This is a genomic window from Nocardia sp. NPDC057227 (assembly GCF_042669725.1).
In the GTDB taxonomy this organism is placed as follows: Bacteria; Actinomycetota; Actinomycetes; order Mycobacteriales; family Mycobacteriaceae; genus Nocardia; species Nocardia asteroides_A.
In genome coordinates this window covers 119626-135675 of record NZ_JBHUXA010000002.1, presented here as the reverse complement: position 1 = coordinate 135675, position 16050 = coordinate 119626, and the positions used below count along the sequence as shown (strand labels likewise).

Annotated in this window: 14 protein-coding genes; 5 read left to right on the top strand and 9 right to left on the bottom strand. The window is 73.3% G+C overall.

Going from position 1 to position 16050, the window contains the following annotated elements; all coding sequences use genetic code 11:
- Positions 1–34: 34 nt before the first annotated feature.
- Positions 35–1198, bottom strand: a complete 1164-nt coding sequence (locus ACFUJ1_RS03875) for an acyltransferase family protein (RefSeq protein ID WP_378642151.1) — start codon at positions 1196–1198, stop codon at positions 35–37.
- Between the two features lie 195 nt (positions 1199–1393).
- On the opposite strand from ACFUJ1_RS03875, the gene ACFUJ1_RS03870 reads away from it, so the two are divergent.
- Positions 1394–2551, top strand: a complete 1158-nt coding sequence (locus ACFUJ1_RS03870) for a DUF3068 domain-containing protein (protein ID WP_378642149.1) — start codon at positions 1394–1396, stop codon at positions 2549–2551.
- A 44-nt stretch (positions 2552–2595) separates the two neighbouring features.
- On the opposite strand, the gene ACFUJ1_RS03865 is transcribed toward ACFUJ1_RS03870, so the two are convergent.
- Positions 2596–2925, bottom strand: a complete 330-nt coding sequence (locus ACFUJ1_RS03865; protein WP_378642147.1) for a TfoX/Sxy family protein — start codon at positions 2923–2925, stop codon at positions 2596–2598.
- 30 nt (positions 2926–2955) lie between these two features.
- Entirely contained in the window at positions 2956–4311 is a 1356-nt protein-coding gene (locus ACFUJ1_RS03860; protein ID WP_378642145.1) for a polysaccharide biosynthesis protein, read from the bottom strand.
- Positions 4312–4374: 63 nt separating this feature from the next.
- Between ACFUJ1_RS03860 and ACFUJ1_RS03855 the strand changes: the two genes are divergently transcribed.
- Complete coding sequence (locus tag ACFUJ1_RS03855) at positions 4375–6141, top strand: hypothetical protein (RefSeq protein ID WP_378642143.1); 1767 nt, start codon at positions 4375–4377, stop codon at positions 6139–6141.
- On the opposite strand, the gene ACFUJ1_RS03850 is transcribed toward ACFUJ1_RS03855, so the two are convergent.
- A complete protein-coding gene (locus ACFUJ1_RS03850; RefSeq protein WP_378642142.1) occupies positions 6098–7279 on the bottom strand; it encodes a glycosyltransferase family 4 protein in 1182 nt (393 codons plus the stop codon). The genes ACFUJ1_RS03855 and ACFUJ1_RS03850 overlap by 44 nt on opposite strands.
- A 120-nt stretch (positions 7280–7399) precedes the next feature.
- On the opposite strand from ACFUJ1_RS03850, the gene ACFUJ1_RS03845 reads away from it, so the two are divergent.
- Positions 7400–8194 (top strand): methyltransferase domain-containing protein, encoded by a 795-nt coding sequence (locus ACFUJ1_RS03845; protein ID WP_378642140.1) that lies wholly within the window; start codon positions 7400–7402, stop codon positions 8192–8194.
- Positions 8195–8204: 10 nt separating this feature from the next.
- Here the strand turns inward: ACFUJ1_RS03845 and ACFUJ1_RS03840 are convergent, their stop codons facing one another.
- Entirely contained in the window at positions 8205–8522 is a 318-nt protein-coding gene (locus tag ACFUJ1_RS03840; RefSeq protein WP_378613304.1) for a hypothetical protein, read from the bottom strand.
- A gap of 206 nt (positions 8523–8728) precedes the next feature.
- On the opposite strand from ACFUJ1_RS03840, the gene ACFUJ1_RS03835 reads away from it, so the two are divergent.
- Positions 8729–10174, top strand: coding sequence for an aldehyde dehydrogenase (locus ACFUJ1_RS03835; protein WP_378642138.1), 1446 nt, complete (start codon positions 8729–8731; stop codon positions 10172–10174).
- 6 nt (positions 10175–10180) lie between these two features.
- On the opposite strand, the gene ACFUJ1_RS03830 is transcribed toward ACFUJ1_RS03835, so the two are convergent.
- Positions 10181–10348, bottom strand: coding sequence for a hypothetical protein (locus ACFUJ1_RS03830; RefSeq protein WP_378642136.1), 168 nt, complete (start codon positions 10346–10348; stop codon positions 10181–10183).
- Positions 10349–10485: 137 nt separating this feature from the next.
- The gene (locus ACFUJ1_RS03825; protein ID WP_378642134.1) at positions 10486–11436 is read right to left on the bottom strand and encodes a GlxA family transcriptional regulator; all 951 of its coding nucleotides are present in this window, start codon (positions 11434–11436) and stop codon (positions 10486–10488) included.
- A gap of 101 nt (positions 11437–11537) precedes the next feature.
- On the opposite strand from ACFUJ1_RS03825, the gene ACFUJ1_RS03820 reads away from it, so the two are divergent.
- Positions 11538–12272: a phosphohydrolase gene (locus ACFUJ1_RS03820; RefSeq protein ID WP_378642133.1), complete on the top strand. Its 735-nt coding sequence runs from the start codon at positions 11538–11540 to the stop codon at positions 12270–12272.
- A gap of 52 nt (positions 12273–12324) precedes the next feature.
- On the opposite strand, the gene ACFUJ1_RS03815 is transcribed toward ACFUJ1_RS03820, so the two are convergent.
- Positions 12325–14157 carry a phosphoenolpyruvate carboxykinase (GTP) gene (locus ACFUJ1_RS03815; protein ID WP_378642131.1) on the bottom strand — a complete coding sequence of 611 codons (1833 nt, stop codon included), beginning with the start codon at positions 14155–14157 and terminating at the stop codon, positions 12325–12327.
- Between the two features lie 241 nt (positions 14158–14398).
- Entirely contained in the window at positions 14399–15892 is a 1494-nt protein-coding gene (locus ACFUJ1_RS03810; RefSeq protein ID WP_378642130.1) for a hypothetical protein, read from the bottom strand.
- Positions 15893–16050 lie beyond the last annotated feature (158 nt).

Sequence of the window (16050 nt, the reverse complement as noted above, 5' to 3'; positions counted from 1 at the left end):
CGCGGCCGCGGCACCACCCGCTCGACGTCGAGCGTCAGGGTTTCGGCCGGTCGAAACGCCGGGCGAAGCGCTGGCACGGCGCCTCGACCAGCGCGTAGCTCGCCGCCGCCACCGGCAGCGTGAACACGACGGTGAGCAGCAGGACCGTCAGGAAACCGCCGCTGAACGGCAGGATGCCGAAGACCGGGAAGATCACCCACAGCACCGCCAGGTGCCAGATGAAGATGCCGTAGGACCAGCGCCCCACCGTCAGCGCCACCGGCGAGGAGAGCAGCGGGCGCGGCTGATCGCGCAGGACCAGCGGCGCGAGCAGGCCGAAGCCGATCAGCGCCCCGAGCGCCATCTTCGCCACGTACTGCCAGGGTTCGGCGTGCACGAGGCCGGCCGGGCCCGCGATCTCGGTGGCCGAGAGCAGGAAGGCGAGCAGCGCCAGCGTCCACATCCAGCGCCTGCGCCCGGCGAACCGATCCCAGCGTGAACCCGGCTGGACGACGAAGACCAGCTCGGCCAGCAGCATCCCCACGGCGAACCAGGGCAGGTAGCCGGGCAGCCAGTTGTCGGCGTTGATGGCGTCCGGGGTCGGCACCGGGAGGAAGTTCCAGCCCAGCGTCACCGCGCCGAGCGCGAGCACGGCCGGGACGCGCCACCGAGCGGCGGCTCCGCGCAGCCGGACCACCGCGAGCGCGAGCAGCGGCAGCACCAGATAGAAGGCCACCTCCACCGAGAGGCTCCACATCTGGGTCAGCCCGTCGGTGAGTGTCAAGGGGACGAACACCTGCAGCAGCAACAGGTTGGAGACCCACACCCGCAACCCGGCGGTGGCCGCCGCGTTCGGCAGCAGCACCAGCACCACCGCGACCACCACCCAGTAGGCGGGCAGGATCCGCGCCGCGCGGTGCCGGAAGTAGTACCCGGCCGACGGCGCGGGGCCGTACCCGCGCGCGGCCGCGGCGTGCGGGCGCCAGAGCAGGAAGCCGGAGAGGCCGAAGAAGAGCGCGACCGCCATGTCGAAACGCGCGAGAATCGGCCCGACCACCGGAATCGCGGTCGTCGCGGTCTGGAATGCCACGTGCGTCACCAGCACGCCGAGCGCCGCGAGGCCGCGCATTCCGTCCAGGGCCGGTACGAAGGAGCGCGGCCGCACCGGCGCCGGAGTGGCGGCGGCCGGGGCCGGATCGGTGCGAGCGGTGGCGGTCACGGCACTCCAGTCTGCCCGGCCGCGGGCACTCGGGACGGCGGCAGCCTCGCCTGATTAGTCCCGATTACGTTTTATCCGTCCAATCCGGGCTCGGCACCGCATGGTAAGACATCGGGCTGTTAGTGTCTGGGCTCACGAGCAACGCGGCCCGCCCCGCTGCTCGCCGGAACGCTGTTCTACGACGAGGAGAGTTGCATGGCACTGAGTGCCGGAACCCGAAGGACGGTGGCCTGCCTGCTCGTGGGTCTCGGTGCGTTGCTGATCGTCGCGGCGCTGCTGATCCCGACCTACACGGTCGGCAAGGTCGCCAAGACTCCCCTCGACCTGGAGATCACCACGATCGCGGCGAGCCAGGAGGGCGAGGAGAGCCTGGTGCTCGACTCCAAGTCGCTCACCGCGCCCGAGGGATCGGCCAAGGTGGACAGCAACGTTCCGCTGATCTCGCAGCGCTTCCTGACCGTCGAGGACCCGTCGAACGCCGACGAGATGACGGTGCAGGCAGGCCAGACGCTGCGGCGGATCGACAAGCAGGGCGACACCGGCCTGCTCACCGCGACCGTCGACCGCGTCACCATCGACCGCACCACCGGTGAGCCGGTGAGCACCGAGCCGAACGGCTCGATCGCCGTGACCACCACCAAGGACGGCGAGAGCATCGCCGACCCGGTGCAGCACACGGGCCTGCAGTACCGGTTCCCGATCGGTACCGAGAAGAAGACCTACCCGTACTTCGATCTCAACGCGCGCAAGACCTCCGACATGAACTTCATCGAGGAGACCGAGATCAACAACACCAAGGTCTACCACTTCCAGCAGGTCGTCGCGCCGACCAACCTGAACGAGGTGGTCGCCGCGCCGACCAACCGGCTGACCCTGCCCGCCGCCAAGTGGGGCGTCGAGGGCGGCGAGACCCCGGTGACCATGTTCCGCTGGTACAGCAACACCCGCGACGTGTGGGTGGAGCCGCAGACCGGCACCGTGGTCAAGGGCGGCGAGGCGCTGAACATCTTCTACGGCCGCACCGGCGACAAGCCCGAGGTGACGGCGCTCAAGTCGCACGTGGTGTTCGACGAGAACACGGTCGAGTCGCAGCTCGCGGTGGCCAAGGACAATATCGACCGGCTCTCGCTGTACGGGCGGATCCTGCCGATCGTCTTCGGCGTGCTCGGCGTGATCGCGCTGATCATCGGCGTGCTGCTCGGCCTGCGCAGCGGCGGCAACGCCCAGCCCGCGGTGCAGCGTGCCGCGCCCTTCGGTGGCTCCGGCCCGTCGACCGCACCGCCGACCGGGGGCAGGCCGCGCGGCAACCCGGACGCGCCGACCGAGCGGATCGACATCAACAAGCGGCCCTGAGGTCGCGGTAGGAAGGCCCCCGGTGCGCGCACCGGGGGCCTTCCTCATTTCGCGGGGAGGGTGGCGACGAAGCCTGCGCCGCGCGCGACCCAGGCACGCAGGGCCGCGTCGTCGGTGACGGCGGCGGCGGTGACCCGGAGCCAGCCGTCCAGTTCCCGGCCCGCCATGACCATGGGGGTCACCGCGGTGCCGTCGAGCAGCCGCTGGCCCTCGTCCGGGTCGACCCGGACCATGAGCCCGCCCTTTCCGCTCACCGCGACCGCCAGGTGGCCGCTGATCAGGAAGGCGAGGCCGCCGAACATCTTCTGCTCGGTGAACGGACCCGGCTCCAGGAGCGCGCGGACCCGGTCGGCGAGCTTCTCGTCGTACGCCATCGGCACAGTGTGCGCCCCGGCACCGACACCTCAGCCGGTGGCGCGGCGGGCGGCGGTGCGCAGGACGACCACCGCGACCAGGGCTGTCGTCACCGTCGCGGTGCAGGCGGCCACGGTGACCAGCGCGGGCACCGAGTGCGCGAGCGTCGCCATGAGCGTCACCTCGACGGCGAGCCCGATCCAGGTGAGTGCGGCCGGGGCGGTGCGGTCGACCGCGATGGCGGAGAGCAGGGCGCCCTGCAGCACCGCGAGGATGGCGCCGTGCAGCGCGAAGAGCCAGAGCAGGTTCTGCACCGGCGCGTAGTCGGCGCCTGCGAAGAGCGGGGCGAGCGGCGCGGCGAGCGCGGCGCCCGCCACCGCGGCGACGCCGATCCCGGAGAGCACCGCCAGCGCATCCCGGATCGCGCGCGCCGACTGCGCGGGCTGCGCCATCCGCGGGTACAGCACCACGCCGACCGCCTGCGGCAGCCAGAAGGCGATCTTCGTCGCGATGGTGCCGAGCGCGTACCTGCCCGCGTCCGCCTCGTCCAGCACGATGCGCGCCAGAATCAGGTCCGCCGAGGAGAGCGCCATGAGCGCCGCCTGCAGCTGCGCCGCCCGCAGTACCGCCGTCACCCCCGCCGTGTGATCCCGGACGGCGGTTCGCGCCCGGGAACCGCCGACCGGACTGCCGTCGTGACCGACCGCTCCGGAGGTCTGGGATTCGACGCGCGCCGCGTCCGCGAGGCCGTCGGCGGCGCCCGCTCCAGAGCTCGCGGAACCGGCCCAGGCCGCATCGGGCACGCCTGCCCTGGTTCCGGGCGGGCTGCCCGCTGTGTAGCGGGCGTAGGCCGCCGCGGCGGCGAGACCGACGGCGGCGGCGGCGAGGGCGGCCGCGGCGCCCGCGCCGATGGCGAGGACCGTGAGCGCGGGGACGACCCGCGCGATGCCGGTGCAGCCGAGCACGACCGCGAGCGCGCGGAACCGCCGCTGCCCCTGCAGGATCCCCTGCTCCCCGGAGACCAGGACCAGCGCGGGCGCGGCGACCAGCGCCGCAGCGCAGGCGAGCGCGCCGATATCGAGTGCCACCGACACCACGGGGACCAGCAGCGCGGCGAGCGCCGCCACGATGACGGCGCACCGGGTGCGGGTGGCGCGCAGCGCGGCGACCGGCGCACCGCGCACGAGTTCCCGCGCGATCACGTTCTGCAGGGCGAGCGCGGGCACCGCGCAGAGCAGCTGCACCGCGAGCAGGCTGGCGAACTCGCTGTACCCCGCCGCCCCGAGCCACCGCCCGGCCAGCAGCTGCAGCAGGTACCCCGCCGCATTGGCGATCATGGCGCCCGCGGTCACCAACGTCAGCTCCGCCACCAGGGGAGGACGGCGCGCATCGGACACGGGCCCCATCGTCGCACCCGCCCCGCGGCCCGTGGCGCCCCGGCCCGTCGCGGGACCGTAGGGTGGTCCGCCGTGAGCGAGTCAGGGCCGGAAGGCGCACCAGCTGCCGCCCGGCTGAGCGCCGCGGTGGTTCCGGCCTACAGCGCCGTGCTGACCCTGCTGATCCTCGCGCCACTGCTGGCCCCCGGCCACCTCCTGCTGCGCGATGCCGTGAGCACCCCGCGCTCGTACCTGACCGACGCCGCCCTCGGCCTCGGCGACGCGGCCCCGCGCGCGGTCCCGCAGGACGCGGCGCTCGCGGTGCTCTCCACCACACTCGACGGCGGGCTGGTGGTGAAGGCGATTCTGCTGCTCGCGCTGTGTAGCGCGGGGCTCGGCGCCGCCGTGCTGGCGCGCCGCCTGCTGGACGCGCCGCTCTCCGCGCAGCTGGTCGCGGTGACGGTGGCGATCTGGAACCCGTACGTGGCCGAGCGCCTGCTGCAGGGCCACTGGAGCCTGCTCACCGGCTACGCCGCCCTGCCGTGGACGGTCCTCGCCGCCCTGCGCCTGCGCGACCGGCACGGCACCGGCCGGGCCCGGCTCGCCGCCTGGGCCGCGCTCGCCCTGTGCCTGGCGGCGGCGGGGCTCACCCCGACCGGCGCCCTGCTGGCCGGGGTGCTCGCCCTGCTCACCGTCGGCCCGCGCCGCATCCCTGGCACGGCCCTGCTCTGGCTCGGCACCGCCGCGCCGTGGCTGGTGGCGGCGGCACTCTCCGGCTCCGCGGGCGAGCACTCGGATCCCGCCGGGATCGCCGCCTTCGCCGCCCGCGCGGAGCCGTGGCTCGGTACGCTCGGCGCGCTGGCCGGGCTCGGCGGCATCTGGAATGCCGACGCCGTCCCCGCCACCCGCACCGGCCCGCTCGCGCTGATCGGCACCGCGCTGCTGCTCCTGCTGGTCCTGTTCGGGCTGCGCCGCCTGCTCGCCGCCGGGCCGCCGGACGAGACCGCGCTGCGCCGCACCCTCGCCGGGGTCGCGGTGGCCGCGGTCGTGCTGCCCGCGCTCGGCGCGACCGCGCTCGGCCTCGCCGTCGGCGAGCAGCTGGTGGCGGCGATCCCCGGCGCCGGGCTGCTCCGCGACACCCAGAAGTACGTCGCGCTGGCCGTCCCCGCCTACACCCTCGCGGCCGCCGCAGGCGCGATGGCGATCGCCCGGCGGGCGCCCGCCGCCGTCGCCGCCCTGCTGATCGCCCTGCTCACGCTGCCGCTCGCCGACCTGGCGTTCGGCGCGAGCGGGGCGCTGCGCCCGGTGCACTACCCGGCCGGGTGGGCGCGCGCGGCCGCCGCCGTCGACGAGGCGGGCCACCCCGGCGATATCGCGGTGCTGCCCGGCGGCATGTTCCGCCGTTTCCCGTGGTCAGGGGAGGCGCCGGTGCTCGACCCCGCCCCGCGGCTGCTCCCGGCCGACGTGCTGCAGACCGGGGAGCTCCCGGTGCGCGGCGGCACCGTCACCGGCGAGGGGCGGCGCGCGGCGCGGGTCGAGCGGGCGCTGCTCGCCGGTGCGCCCGCCGCGGAAATAGCCGGTTCCGGCGTCGGCTGGGTACTGGTCGAGCACCGCACCCCCGGCCCGCTCGGCGACTCGGCCCGCACGCTCGAGCAGCTCGGCGCCCCGGTCTACACCGACGCCGACCTCACCCTGTACCGGGTCCCCGACCCCGTCGTCACCGAGCGCCCCTCCCCGAACGCCCGTCGCATCGCAGGCGCCACCCACCTGCTCTGGGCCGCCCTCCTGATCGGCGGCGCCGCGGCCGCGGCGGCGCTCAGCCGAGCTCGGAACTCTCCGGCGCCGCGATCAACCCGCTGACGTACCCGCCCCGCGCCGCGGCGGCGAGCACCGTGTGCACCCCGTCCCCGGTCTGCTCCCAGGAGAACTCCCGCGCCCGCGCCCGCGCCTTCTCCCCCATGACGGCCCGCCCCGGCCCGTCACCGAGCAACTCGGCTGCGGCCTCGGCGAGCTGCTCGGCATCGTCGACGAGCACCCCGGTCACCCCGTCGACGATGGAGTCGGTGAGCCCGCGCGAACTGCGGTACCCGATGGTCGGCACCCCGTGCTGCGCCGCCTCGATCACGGCGAGCCCCCAGCCCTCCTTGCGCGAGGGGAGCAGCTGCACCCAGGCGCGGCCGAGCAGCTCGTGCTTGCGCTCCTCGTCCACGTGGCCGTGGAAGGTCACCGCGTCGGCGATGGCGAGTTCGCGCGCGTACGCCTGCAGGTTCTCCGCCCACCAGCCGCCGCCGACGACGTCGAGCCGCAGCCCGGGGAAGCGGGTGCGCAGCGCGGCGGTGGCGGCCAGCGCGTCCTCGATCTGCTTGTGCGGCACCAGCCGGGAGAGCACGACCAGCCGGGGCGCGTCGGCGCGGGTCGCCCGGTCGCCGGGCCGCACCCCGGCGGGGACCGGCTCGGCGCCGTTGCGCACGACGGCGATCCGCTCGCGCTGCACGCCGAGCGTGGCGAGCTCCTCGGCGGACGGCAGCGAGACGGTCAGGTACTGGTTGCGCCGGTGCACGCGCGGCGAGAGCCAGGACTCGATCCACCAGCCGACCCGGCCGACCAGCGTGCCTGCCACCGGCCACTGCTCGCGGTGCCCGTGGTGCACGAGCACGACGGCGGGCGCGCCCGCGGCGAGTGCGGCGAAGAAGGGGATGCCGTTCTGGGTGTCGATCACCGCGTCCGGCCGCAGCCCGCGCAGCGGGCCGAGCCCGATCCGGCCGAGCAGGATGGCGGCCAGTGCCAGCGGGTAGACGGTGTAGGGGCCGCCGCCGCGGCTGATCTCGATCCCGTCGATCCGCTCCCGGCGCGCCGCGCCCGGATACCCGGCGGTGCGCAGCGTGACCTTGACCCCCTGCGCCGCCAGCCTGGCCCCGACCCGCTCCAGGTACCGCTCGCTGCCGCCGCCCTGCGGGTGGCCGGTGTCGCGCCAGCAGAGCAGGAGCACTTCGCGCACGATGGAGCTTCTCTCGTCGTCGTCGGCGGGGAATTTCGCTACACCCTATATCCCCCGCTCCGCCCCGGACCGGACATCTCCCGGGCGGTCGCCCCGCGCCGCTGTGCGAGACTCGGCGCCGTGCTCCGAGCCGTGACCACCGCCCGCGACCCCCGTTTCGCCAGGCGCGCGACGCTGCGCCGCTCCCTGCGGCTGCTCGGCAGCTTCCGCTTCGAGCAGTCCGACCCCGCCGTCTTCTACGGCGGCCTTGCCACGGACACCGCGGAGCTGATCGCCGACTTCTACCTGGACGCCACCGGCCGCGACCTCGGCGGCGCCACCGTGCTCGACGTCGGCGGCGGCCCCGGTTACTTCGCCGACGAGTTCGACCGGGCAGGCGCGCGCTACCTCCCGGTCGAGCCGGACCCGTCGGAGATGCACGCCGCGGGGCTCTCGGTGCCCGGCGCGGTGCGCGGCTCCGGCATGGCGCTGCCCTTCCGGGACGGCGCGGTGGACGTCTGCCTGTCCTCGAACGTGGCCGAGCACGTCCCCGACCCGTGGCTGATGGCCGACGAGATGGTCCGGGTGACCCGCCCCGGCGGGCTCGTCGTGCTCTCCTACACCGTGTGGCACGGCCCGTTCGGCGGCCACGAGACCGGGCCGTGGCACTACCTGGGCGGCGAGTACGCGGCGCGCAAGTACAAGCGCAGGCACGGCCGGGAGCCGAAGAACCGGTTCGGACGTTCCCTCTTCGCGGTCGGCGCCGCCGCCGGACTTCGCTGGGCTGCCAGGACTCCCGCGCAGGTAGAGGCGATTTTCCCGCGCTACCACCCGCGCTGGGCGTGGTGGCTGGTTCGCCTCCCGCTGATCCGCGAGCTACTCGTCAGCAATCTGGTCGTGGTGGCTATCGCACCGGACCGACCGGCCGGTCGCTGAGAGTTGGCTGTCAGGCCCGCTGGGCCACGGCGGAGACCAGCCCGCGCAGCAGGGCCGGGCGGAAGGCCGGCTCGGCGGCCGGGGCGGGCCACGGCGGCTCCTGCAGCGCCAGCCCGACCGTCTCCATGGCGGTGAGACCGACCTGACCGGCCAGAGCGCCGACCGTCATCACCGCCTCTGCCGCCTGCATCGCCGCGGTCGCCTGCTCCAGCGTGAGGGTGCGACCGGGCAGAAACGAGACCACCCACCCTCCCGTGCCGACGGACTTGGCCTGATGGTCGGTCCGGTCGCTGGTCATCAGCGACCGTCCGATCACGTGCACCGCCATGTCGCGATCTCCCCAATCGGTCTCGGTTGTGTCTCGATCGAGCGGACTTTCAGTTACCAGCATCCATCCAACAGCAACAAAACGCAATAGTGCGTTTGAGCGAAAAGCGAACCGGGAGGTCGGAATTCGACTGGTCACGGCGGTGCGCGGAGGGCAAACTAGAACACGTTACAGACAATCCGGACCCGAAAATGTAACGTGTTCCCATGCACTACGACAGCCTGTTCATCGGCGGCCAGTGGACCGCTCCGGCCGGTTCCGAGCGGCTCCAGGTCATCTCACCGGCCACGGTCGAGCCGGTGGGCAGCGTCCCCCTGGTCACCACCGAGGATGTGGACAGAGCGGTCGCGGCCGCGCGCGCCGCCTTCGACTCCGGGCCGTGGCCGCACACCCCGCCCGCGGAGCGGGCCGCGGTGCTCACCAGGGCGGCCCGGCTGATCGAGCAACGCTCCGGCGATCTGCTCGCCGCGCTCACCGCCGAGATGGGCGCCACCGCGCTGGTCGGCGGGACGCTGAACCAGATCCCCGCCGTCGCCGCGCTGGACGCCTACGCCGGGCTGGCCGAGACCTTCCCCTGGCGGGAGACGCGCACCGGCGCCTTCGGCACCTCGCGGGTCTCGCGCGAGCCGCGCGGGGTGGTCGCCGCGATCACCGCCTGGAACGTCCCGCTCTTCCTGGCCGCGAACAAGCTGGCCCCGGCGCTGCTGGCCGGCTGTGCCGTCATTCTCAAGCCGTCCCCGCTGACCCCGCTCAGCGCGAATATCGTCGCCGACATCTTCACCGAGGCCGGGCTGCCGGACGGCGTGCTCTCGGTGCTGCCCGCCGAGCCGGAGGCGGCGGAGTACCTGGTGACCCACCCCGGCGTGGACAAGCTGACCTTCACCGGAAGCACCGCGGTCGGCCGCAAGCTCGGCGCGCTCGCCACCGAGCAGCTCAAGACGGTCTCGCTGGAGCTCGGCGGCAAGTCCGCCGCTATCGTCCTGCCCGACGTCGACCTGGCCGCGAGCGTGCCCATGCTGACCTTCGCCGGGCTGATGAACAGCGGCCAGGGCTGCGTGGCGCAGACCCGCATCCTCGCCCCGCGCAGCCGGTACGACGAGGTGGTCGACGCGATCGTGGAAAACGTGCGCGCCATGAAGACCGGCGACCCCACCGACCCGGCGACCGTGCTCGGCCCGCTCATCTCCGAGCGTCAGCGCGACCGGGTGGAGAACTACATCGCCATCGGGCAGAAGGAGGGCGCGCGGCTGGTCCTCGGCGGCGGGCGGCCCGAGGGGCTGGACCGCGGCTGGTACGTCGAGCCGACCATCTTCGCCGATGTCGACAACTCCTCGACCATCGCGCAGGAGGAGATCTTCGGCCCGGTCCTCGCGGTGATCCCGTACGAGACCGAGGACGAGGCGGTCGCCATCGCCAACGACTCCGCCTACGGCCTGGCCGGCTCGGTATGGACCACCGATATCGAGCACGGCGCCGAGATCGCGGGCCGGGTGCGCACCGGCACCTACGCCATCAATTGGTACGCCTTCGATCCGGGCGCGCCTTTCGGCGGCTACAAGAATTCCGGAATCGGCCGGGAAAATGGACCAGAAGGTCTGGATTCTTTCTGCGAACAGAAATCCGTTCTCATGCCGCTCGGCTACACGGAGTAGCCGAACTCAGTCCTCGCGGGTGACCACGCGCAGGACGGGCGCGGGTTCCGGGTCGGAGTCGACGATCTCCACCCGGAACCCAGGGGGCAGAACGGAATCGAGGCGGGAGGCGGCGCGGCGGAGCGGAGTGCTCGGCAGTACGTCACGCAGTGCACCGGTATCCAGATCGGTCATGTCCCGACACCTTCCGCGCGCCCATAATTCATTTCTCCAGGTCGAACGCGAGAAGCATAAGCCACCGAAGCCCGACCTCATGGCAACCAGGGAATTCCCCTCGAACGTGTCCGGTAAACACAAAGGCCGGGAATTCGTCAGCGCCGCAGCGCCCGGCGGTACGCGGCGGGCGTGCTGCCGGTGGCGGCGCGCAGGTGGCCGCGCAGCGCGGTGACGCTGCCGAAACCCGCCTGCGCCGCAACGACATCTACCGGCAGGTCGGTGGTCTCCAGCAACTGCCGCGCCCGCAGCGTCCGCTGGGCGTCGAGCCAGCGCCGCGGCGTGCCGCCGACCAGGGCGGCGAAGCGCCGGACGAAGGTGCGCTCGCTCATCAGCGCGTGCGCCGCGAGCGCCGGAACATCGGGCACCGCGGCGGGATTCGCGGCGGCCCAGCTCAGCGTGGCGGCCAGCGCGCCCGCCTCGGTGCGCGGCGGCGGCGCGGCCGGGATGTACTGCGCCTGCCCGCCCTCGCGGTGCGGCGGGGTGACGTTCCAGCGCGCGAGGTCGGCGGCGGCCTGCGCGCCGAGTTCGCGGCGCACCAGGTGCAGGCACAGGTCGAGCCCCGCGGAGAGCCCCGCCGAGCTCAGCACGGTGCCGTCGTCGACGTAGAGCGCCTCCGGCCGCAGCCGGACCGAGGGGAACATCCGCGCGAACTCGGCGCAGTACCCCCAGTGCGTGGTCGCGGGCCTGCCGTCGAGCAGCCCGGCGTGCGCGAGCACGAAGGCGCCGACGCAGATGCTCACCATGGTTGCCCCGCGCGCGGCCGCGGCCCGCAGCGCGTCGAGCACCTCGGGCGGCGGGGTCAGGGTGGGCAGCGCGATGCCGGGGACTACCACGATCTCCGCCGTCTCCAGCGCCGCCAGTCCGTGTTCAACGCGGAGATCGAAGCCGTTCGGCGTCCACACCGGGCCCGGTCGCAGCCCGCAGGTGCGCATCTCGAAGCCGGCGGACTGCCCGGTGGCGTCGGGGCCGTGCCGGAATGCCTGCACCGCGCAGCCGAGGTCGAAGGTCATGACGCCGTCCAGCGCGAGCGCGACCACCTGCCTCATGCCGCCCAGTTTGGCAGAGATCCACGCATCAGTGGCATCCGCGCCACTCGTCCCGGCCGCGCACTCGCGCTGTACTCGGTACGACACCGGAGGAGGGTCGGATGAGCGTGGACCACGCGGAGATCAGGACGAACAGCGGAGCGCTCTCGCCAGCGCAGCGCAGGCGGTTGCGGGCCGAGATCGCCCGACAGCTGCCTGGGCTGCTCGCCGGGCGGCTGGCCTGGGCGGCGGGGCGGGGTGGCCGGGGGCGGGCCGAGCCGGGGCAGGTTCCGGACTCCAGGGCCGCGCGCGAGGCGGAGGAGCTGGCCCGCGCCGAACTCTCCCCGCCGGTGCTCGCGCACTCCTACCGCACCTACCTGTTCGGGAAGGCGCTGGCCGGGCTCGACAATGCCACCTACGACGACGAGGTGGCCTATATCGCCTGCCTGCTGCACGACCTGAACCTCGGCACGCCGACGGCGAACCGGTGCTTCGCGGTGGTCGGCGGGGAGCGGGCCGCGGCCTTCGCGCTCGGCGCCGGGCTGGCGCCGGAGCGGGCCGACGCGGTCGGCACCGCGGTGGCGGCGCACATCACGCCGGGCGTCGCGGCGGATACCGGCGATCCCGGCGGGTTCGTCTCGGCGGGCGCCGCGGTGGACGTGATCGGCGCGCGGATCGCCGAACTGGACCGCGGCTGGGTCGGCGAGGTGCTCGCCGAGCACCCCAGGCACAACTGGAAGAAGGTGGCGATCGCGGCCTTCCGCGCCGAGGCGAAGGCCGTCCCGAAGGGCCGCACCGCGCTGCTACTGGCCTCCGGCTTCGCCACCACGGTCCGGTTCGCGCCGTTCCCGGAATAGCGAAAGCGCGGCGCCCGGAAATGCTCCAGGCGCCGCGCCTTCGCGGGATGTACTAACTCAAGCGCTGCTTCAGCGCCTCGAACTCGTCGCGCACGCCGGACGGCAGCTTGTCGCCGACGAACTCGAACCACTCCTCGATGAGCGGAATCTCCTTGCGCCACTCCTCGGCGTTCACCGCGAGCGCCTCGTCGACATCGGCCGCCTCGACATCGAGGCCGTCCAGGTCGAGCTGACCGGCGGTCGGCACGTGGCCGATGGCGGTCTGCTCGGCGGCGGCGGTGCCGTCGATGCGGCCGACGATCCACTCCAGCACGCGGGAGTTCTCGCCGAATCCGGGCCACAGGAAGCGGCCGTCGGCGCCCCGGCGGAACCAGTTCACGTAGAAGATCTTCGGCAGCTTCTCGGCGTCGGCGTTCTTGCCGATGTTGATCCAGTGGTTCAGGTAGTCGCCCACGTGGTAGCCGAGGAAGGGAAGCATGGCCATCGGGTCGCGGCGCACGGTGCCGACCTTGCCCTCGGCGGCGGCGGTCTGCTCGGAGGAGAGCGTGGCGCCCATGAACACGCCGTGCTGCCAGTCGAAGGACTCGCTGACCAGCGGGACCGTGGTCTTGCGGCGGCCGCCGAAGAGGATCGCCGAGATCGGGACGCCCTGCGGGTCGTCCCACTCGGGGGCCAGGATCGGGCACTGCGACATGGGGGTGCAGTAGCGGGAGTTGGGGTGCGCGGCCAGCGTCTCCGTCTCGCGGAGGTACCAGTCGTTGCCCTTCCAGTCGATCAGGTGGTCGGGCTCGCCCTCCAGCCCCTCCCACCAGACGTCGCCTGCGTCGGTGAGCGCGACGTTGGTGTAGACGGTGTTGCCCGCCTCGACCGTGGCCATGGCGTTCGGGTTGGACTTCTTGTTGGTGCCCGGCGCGACGCCGAAGAAGCCGAACTCCGGGTTGACCGCGTACAGCTGCCCGTCCTTGCCGAACCGCATCCAGGCGATGTCGTCACCGAGGGTCTCGGCCCGCCAGCCGGGGACGGTGGGCTGGATCATGGCGAGGTTGGTCTTGCCGCAGGCGCTCGGGAAGGCGGCCGCGATGTAGTACGCCTTGTTCTCCGGGGAGATCAGCTTGAGGATCAGCATGTGCTCGGCGAGCCAGCCCTCGTCGTGCGCCATGGCCGAGGCGATGCGCAGCGAGTAGCACTTCTTGCCGAGCAGCGCGTTGCCGCCGTAGCCGGAGCCGTAGCTCCAGATCTCCCGGTCCTCCGGGAAGTGCGTGATGTACTTGGTGTCGTTGCACGGCCACGGCACGTCGGCCTGGCCGTCGGCGAGCGGGGCGCCGACGGAGTGCAGCGCCTTCACGAACGGCCGGTCGGTGCCGAGCTTCTCCAGCGCCGCGCGGCCCATCCGGGTCATCACCCGCATCGAGACAACGACGTACTCGGAGTCGGTCAGCTCCACGCCCAGCTTCGGATCCTCGGCACCGAGCGGGCCCATGCAGAACGGCACCACGTAGAGGGTGCGGCCGCGCATGCTGCCGCGGTACAGCTCGGTCATGGTGGCGCGCATCTCGGCCGGGTCGACCCAGTTGTTCGTCGGGCCCGCGTCGGCCGCGGTCTTCGAACAGATGTAGGTGCGCGACTCCACCCGCGCGACGTCCGACGGATCGGAGAGCGCGAGGAAGGAGTTCGGCTTCTTCTTCGGGTCGAGCTGCTTGAACGTGCCTGCCTCGACGAGCTGGGTGGTGAGTCGATCCCACTCCTCGTCGGAACCGTCCGCCCAGACCACACGCTCCGGCTGCGTGAGTTCTGCGACTTCCTGCACCCAGGCGAGCAGTTCGGTGTGTTCGGTCGGCGCCTTGCCGTCGGATCCACGAAGACCAGGAATGGTCGCTGAAGTCATGAAAACTCTCCTGAGACGGGCAGCCGTCCCGGTGCTCCGCCGCCTGGCCCTAGGCCCGTGACCAGCGCGAACACACCGAGCGCCACCATTGGCGGTGAAGCACCCGCTACGACCGATCGGCGGATCGCCCAACCGGGCGGCGTGTACGGACGAAGCGGACGCCCAGGTTCCTGCTTAAGAGGTTAACGCGATGTGACGATCGGTACGGCATCGGGATGGCTATGGAGTACCCAGGAGAAACCTATTTCACAACCGGAATCCATCGGTTCAGGCTTTCGATGTCGCGCTCGCAGGCACTGAGCTGACCTGGGCTTTCGGCGGCGGACCTGCGAATCCGGGCCTCCAGCTCGGCCACCCGGCGGTCGGTGTCCACCACCCTGGCAGCTGTGGCCTGTACCACATGATCGGAGAGCGCCGCCTCCGCGGTCACCAGTGCGGTCGCCACCCGCTGCTCCAGCTGGGCCTTCACGTTGACGAGCGCGTCGGCCGCCCACTGCCGGACGTGGTTGCGCTCGGCCACCTGGCCGCGCGCCCGCACCACCCAGGCGGCGGCGCCCGCGCCGAGCAGCAGGGTGACCGGGACGCTGGCCGCGTCCAGCGCGGGCAGCAGCGAGAACGGTGCGACGACGAGCCTGCCGATGCCGACGCCCGCGGAGGCGCCGAGCGCGATCATCAGGTTGTCCTCGACGCCGCGGTGCCTCGGCTCCGGGTCGGGACCGACCCGGGGCGCCGGTTCGCGGCGGCGCAGCGGGACGGTCGCGCCCTCGCCGTCGACCTTGGTCGCGAGCTCGGCGGTGCGCTGTTCGATGGCGGCGTCCAGCGCCCCCGTGAGCTCGGTGACCGACCACTGCAGGTGGTCCGGGTAGCTGCCGAGGTCGGAGCGGGCCAGTTTGTCCAGCTCGGCGCGGGCGGCGGTGTGCAGCGCGCGGACCCGGGCGCCGACCTCGGTGAGCAGGTCGACCCTGGCCAGGTGCAGCTGGCCGCGCAGGGTGGCGATGGCGGTGGTGCGGCCGCCGTCGCGCGCCGCGATCAGCGCGGTCCGCTCGGCGCGCAGGGCGAGCTGGTCCGAGCCGGTCGTCAGCACGGTCACCTGGTCGGTGATGCGCTGCCTGGTCTCGGTGAGGACCCGGGTGGTCACCGCGGCGATCCGCTCCGGGCCGCCCGCGCCGGCGGCGGCGGCGCAGAGCTCGGCGTGCAGGGCGGCGAGGCCGGAGCGGTCGAGCAGGGCGGGGTCGCCGCCGCGGGCGGCCGCGGCGAGGCGGGCGGAGACCGGGAGGATCGGCAGTTCGAGCCCGGCCGCGCGGAGCAGGGCCTCGTCGCGGTCGCGGACCGCGCGCCAGTCGCGGTGCGCGTGCGTCCCGTTCAGGGCGAGCAGGACCTGCGTGCCGTCGGCGCGGAGCCTGCGCAGGAGGTCGACGGTGTCGTTGCCGAGCACGGTGCCCGCGTCGAGCAGGACGAGGGCTACCGGGCCGGGGGCGGTGCCGCGCGGGGAGGTGGTCTCCACCGAGGCGGCGATGCCGGGCACCGGGTCGGCGAGCGCGATGCGGGGCTCGAAGCGGGCCAGCTCCGTGCGGAGCACGGTGGTGTTGGCGTCGTCCGGGCCGATCAGGGTGACCCTGGAGCCGCTCCCGGTGCCGCGCACCGCCCGCAGCAGCGCCATGCCCTGCGGGTTCCACCGCGCGATCAGCGCCTCGAGCTCGGAGGGAAGCTCGGTGCGCTGCACCGCCTCGGACACGGGCTCCGGACTCGCGTCGCGGCCGACAGCTACGGCGGATTCCGGGCGCGCACTGCCAGCCGGAGCCGCACCGGATTCCGGGCGCGCACTGCCAGCCGGAGCCGCACCGGGCTCCGGGCGCGCACTGCCCGCCGGGGCCGCGCCGGGTTCCGGGCTCG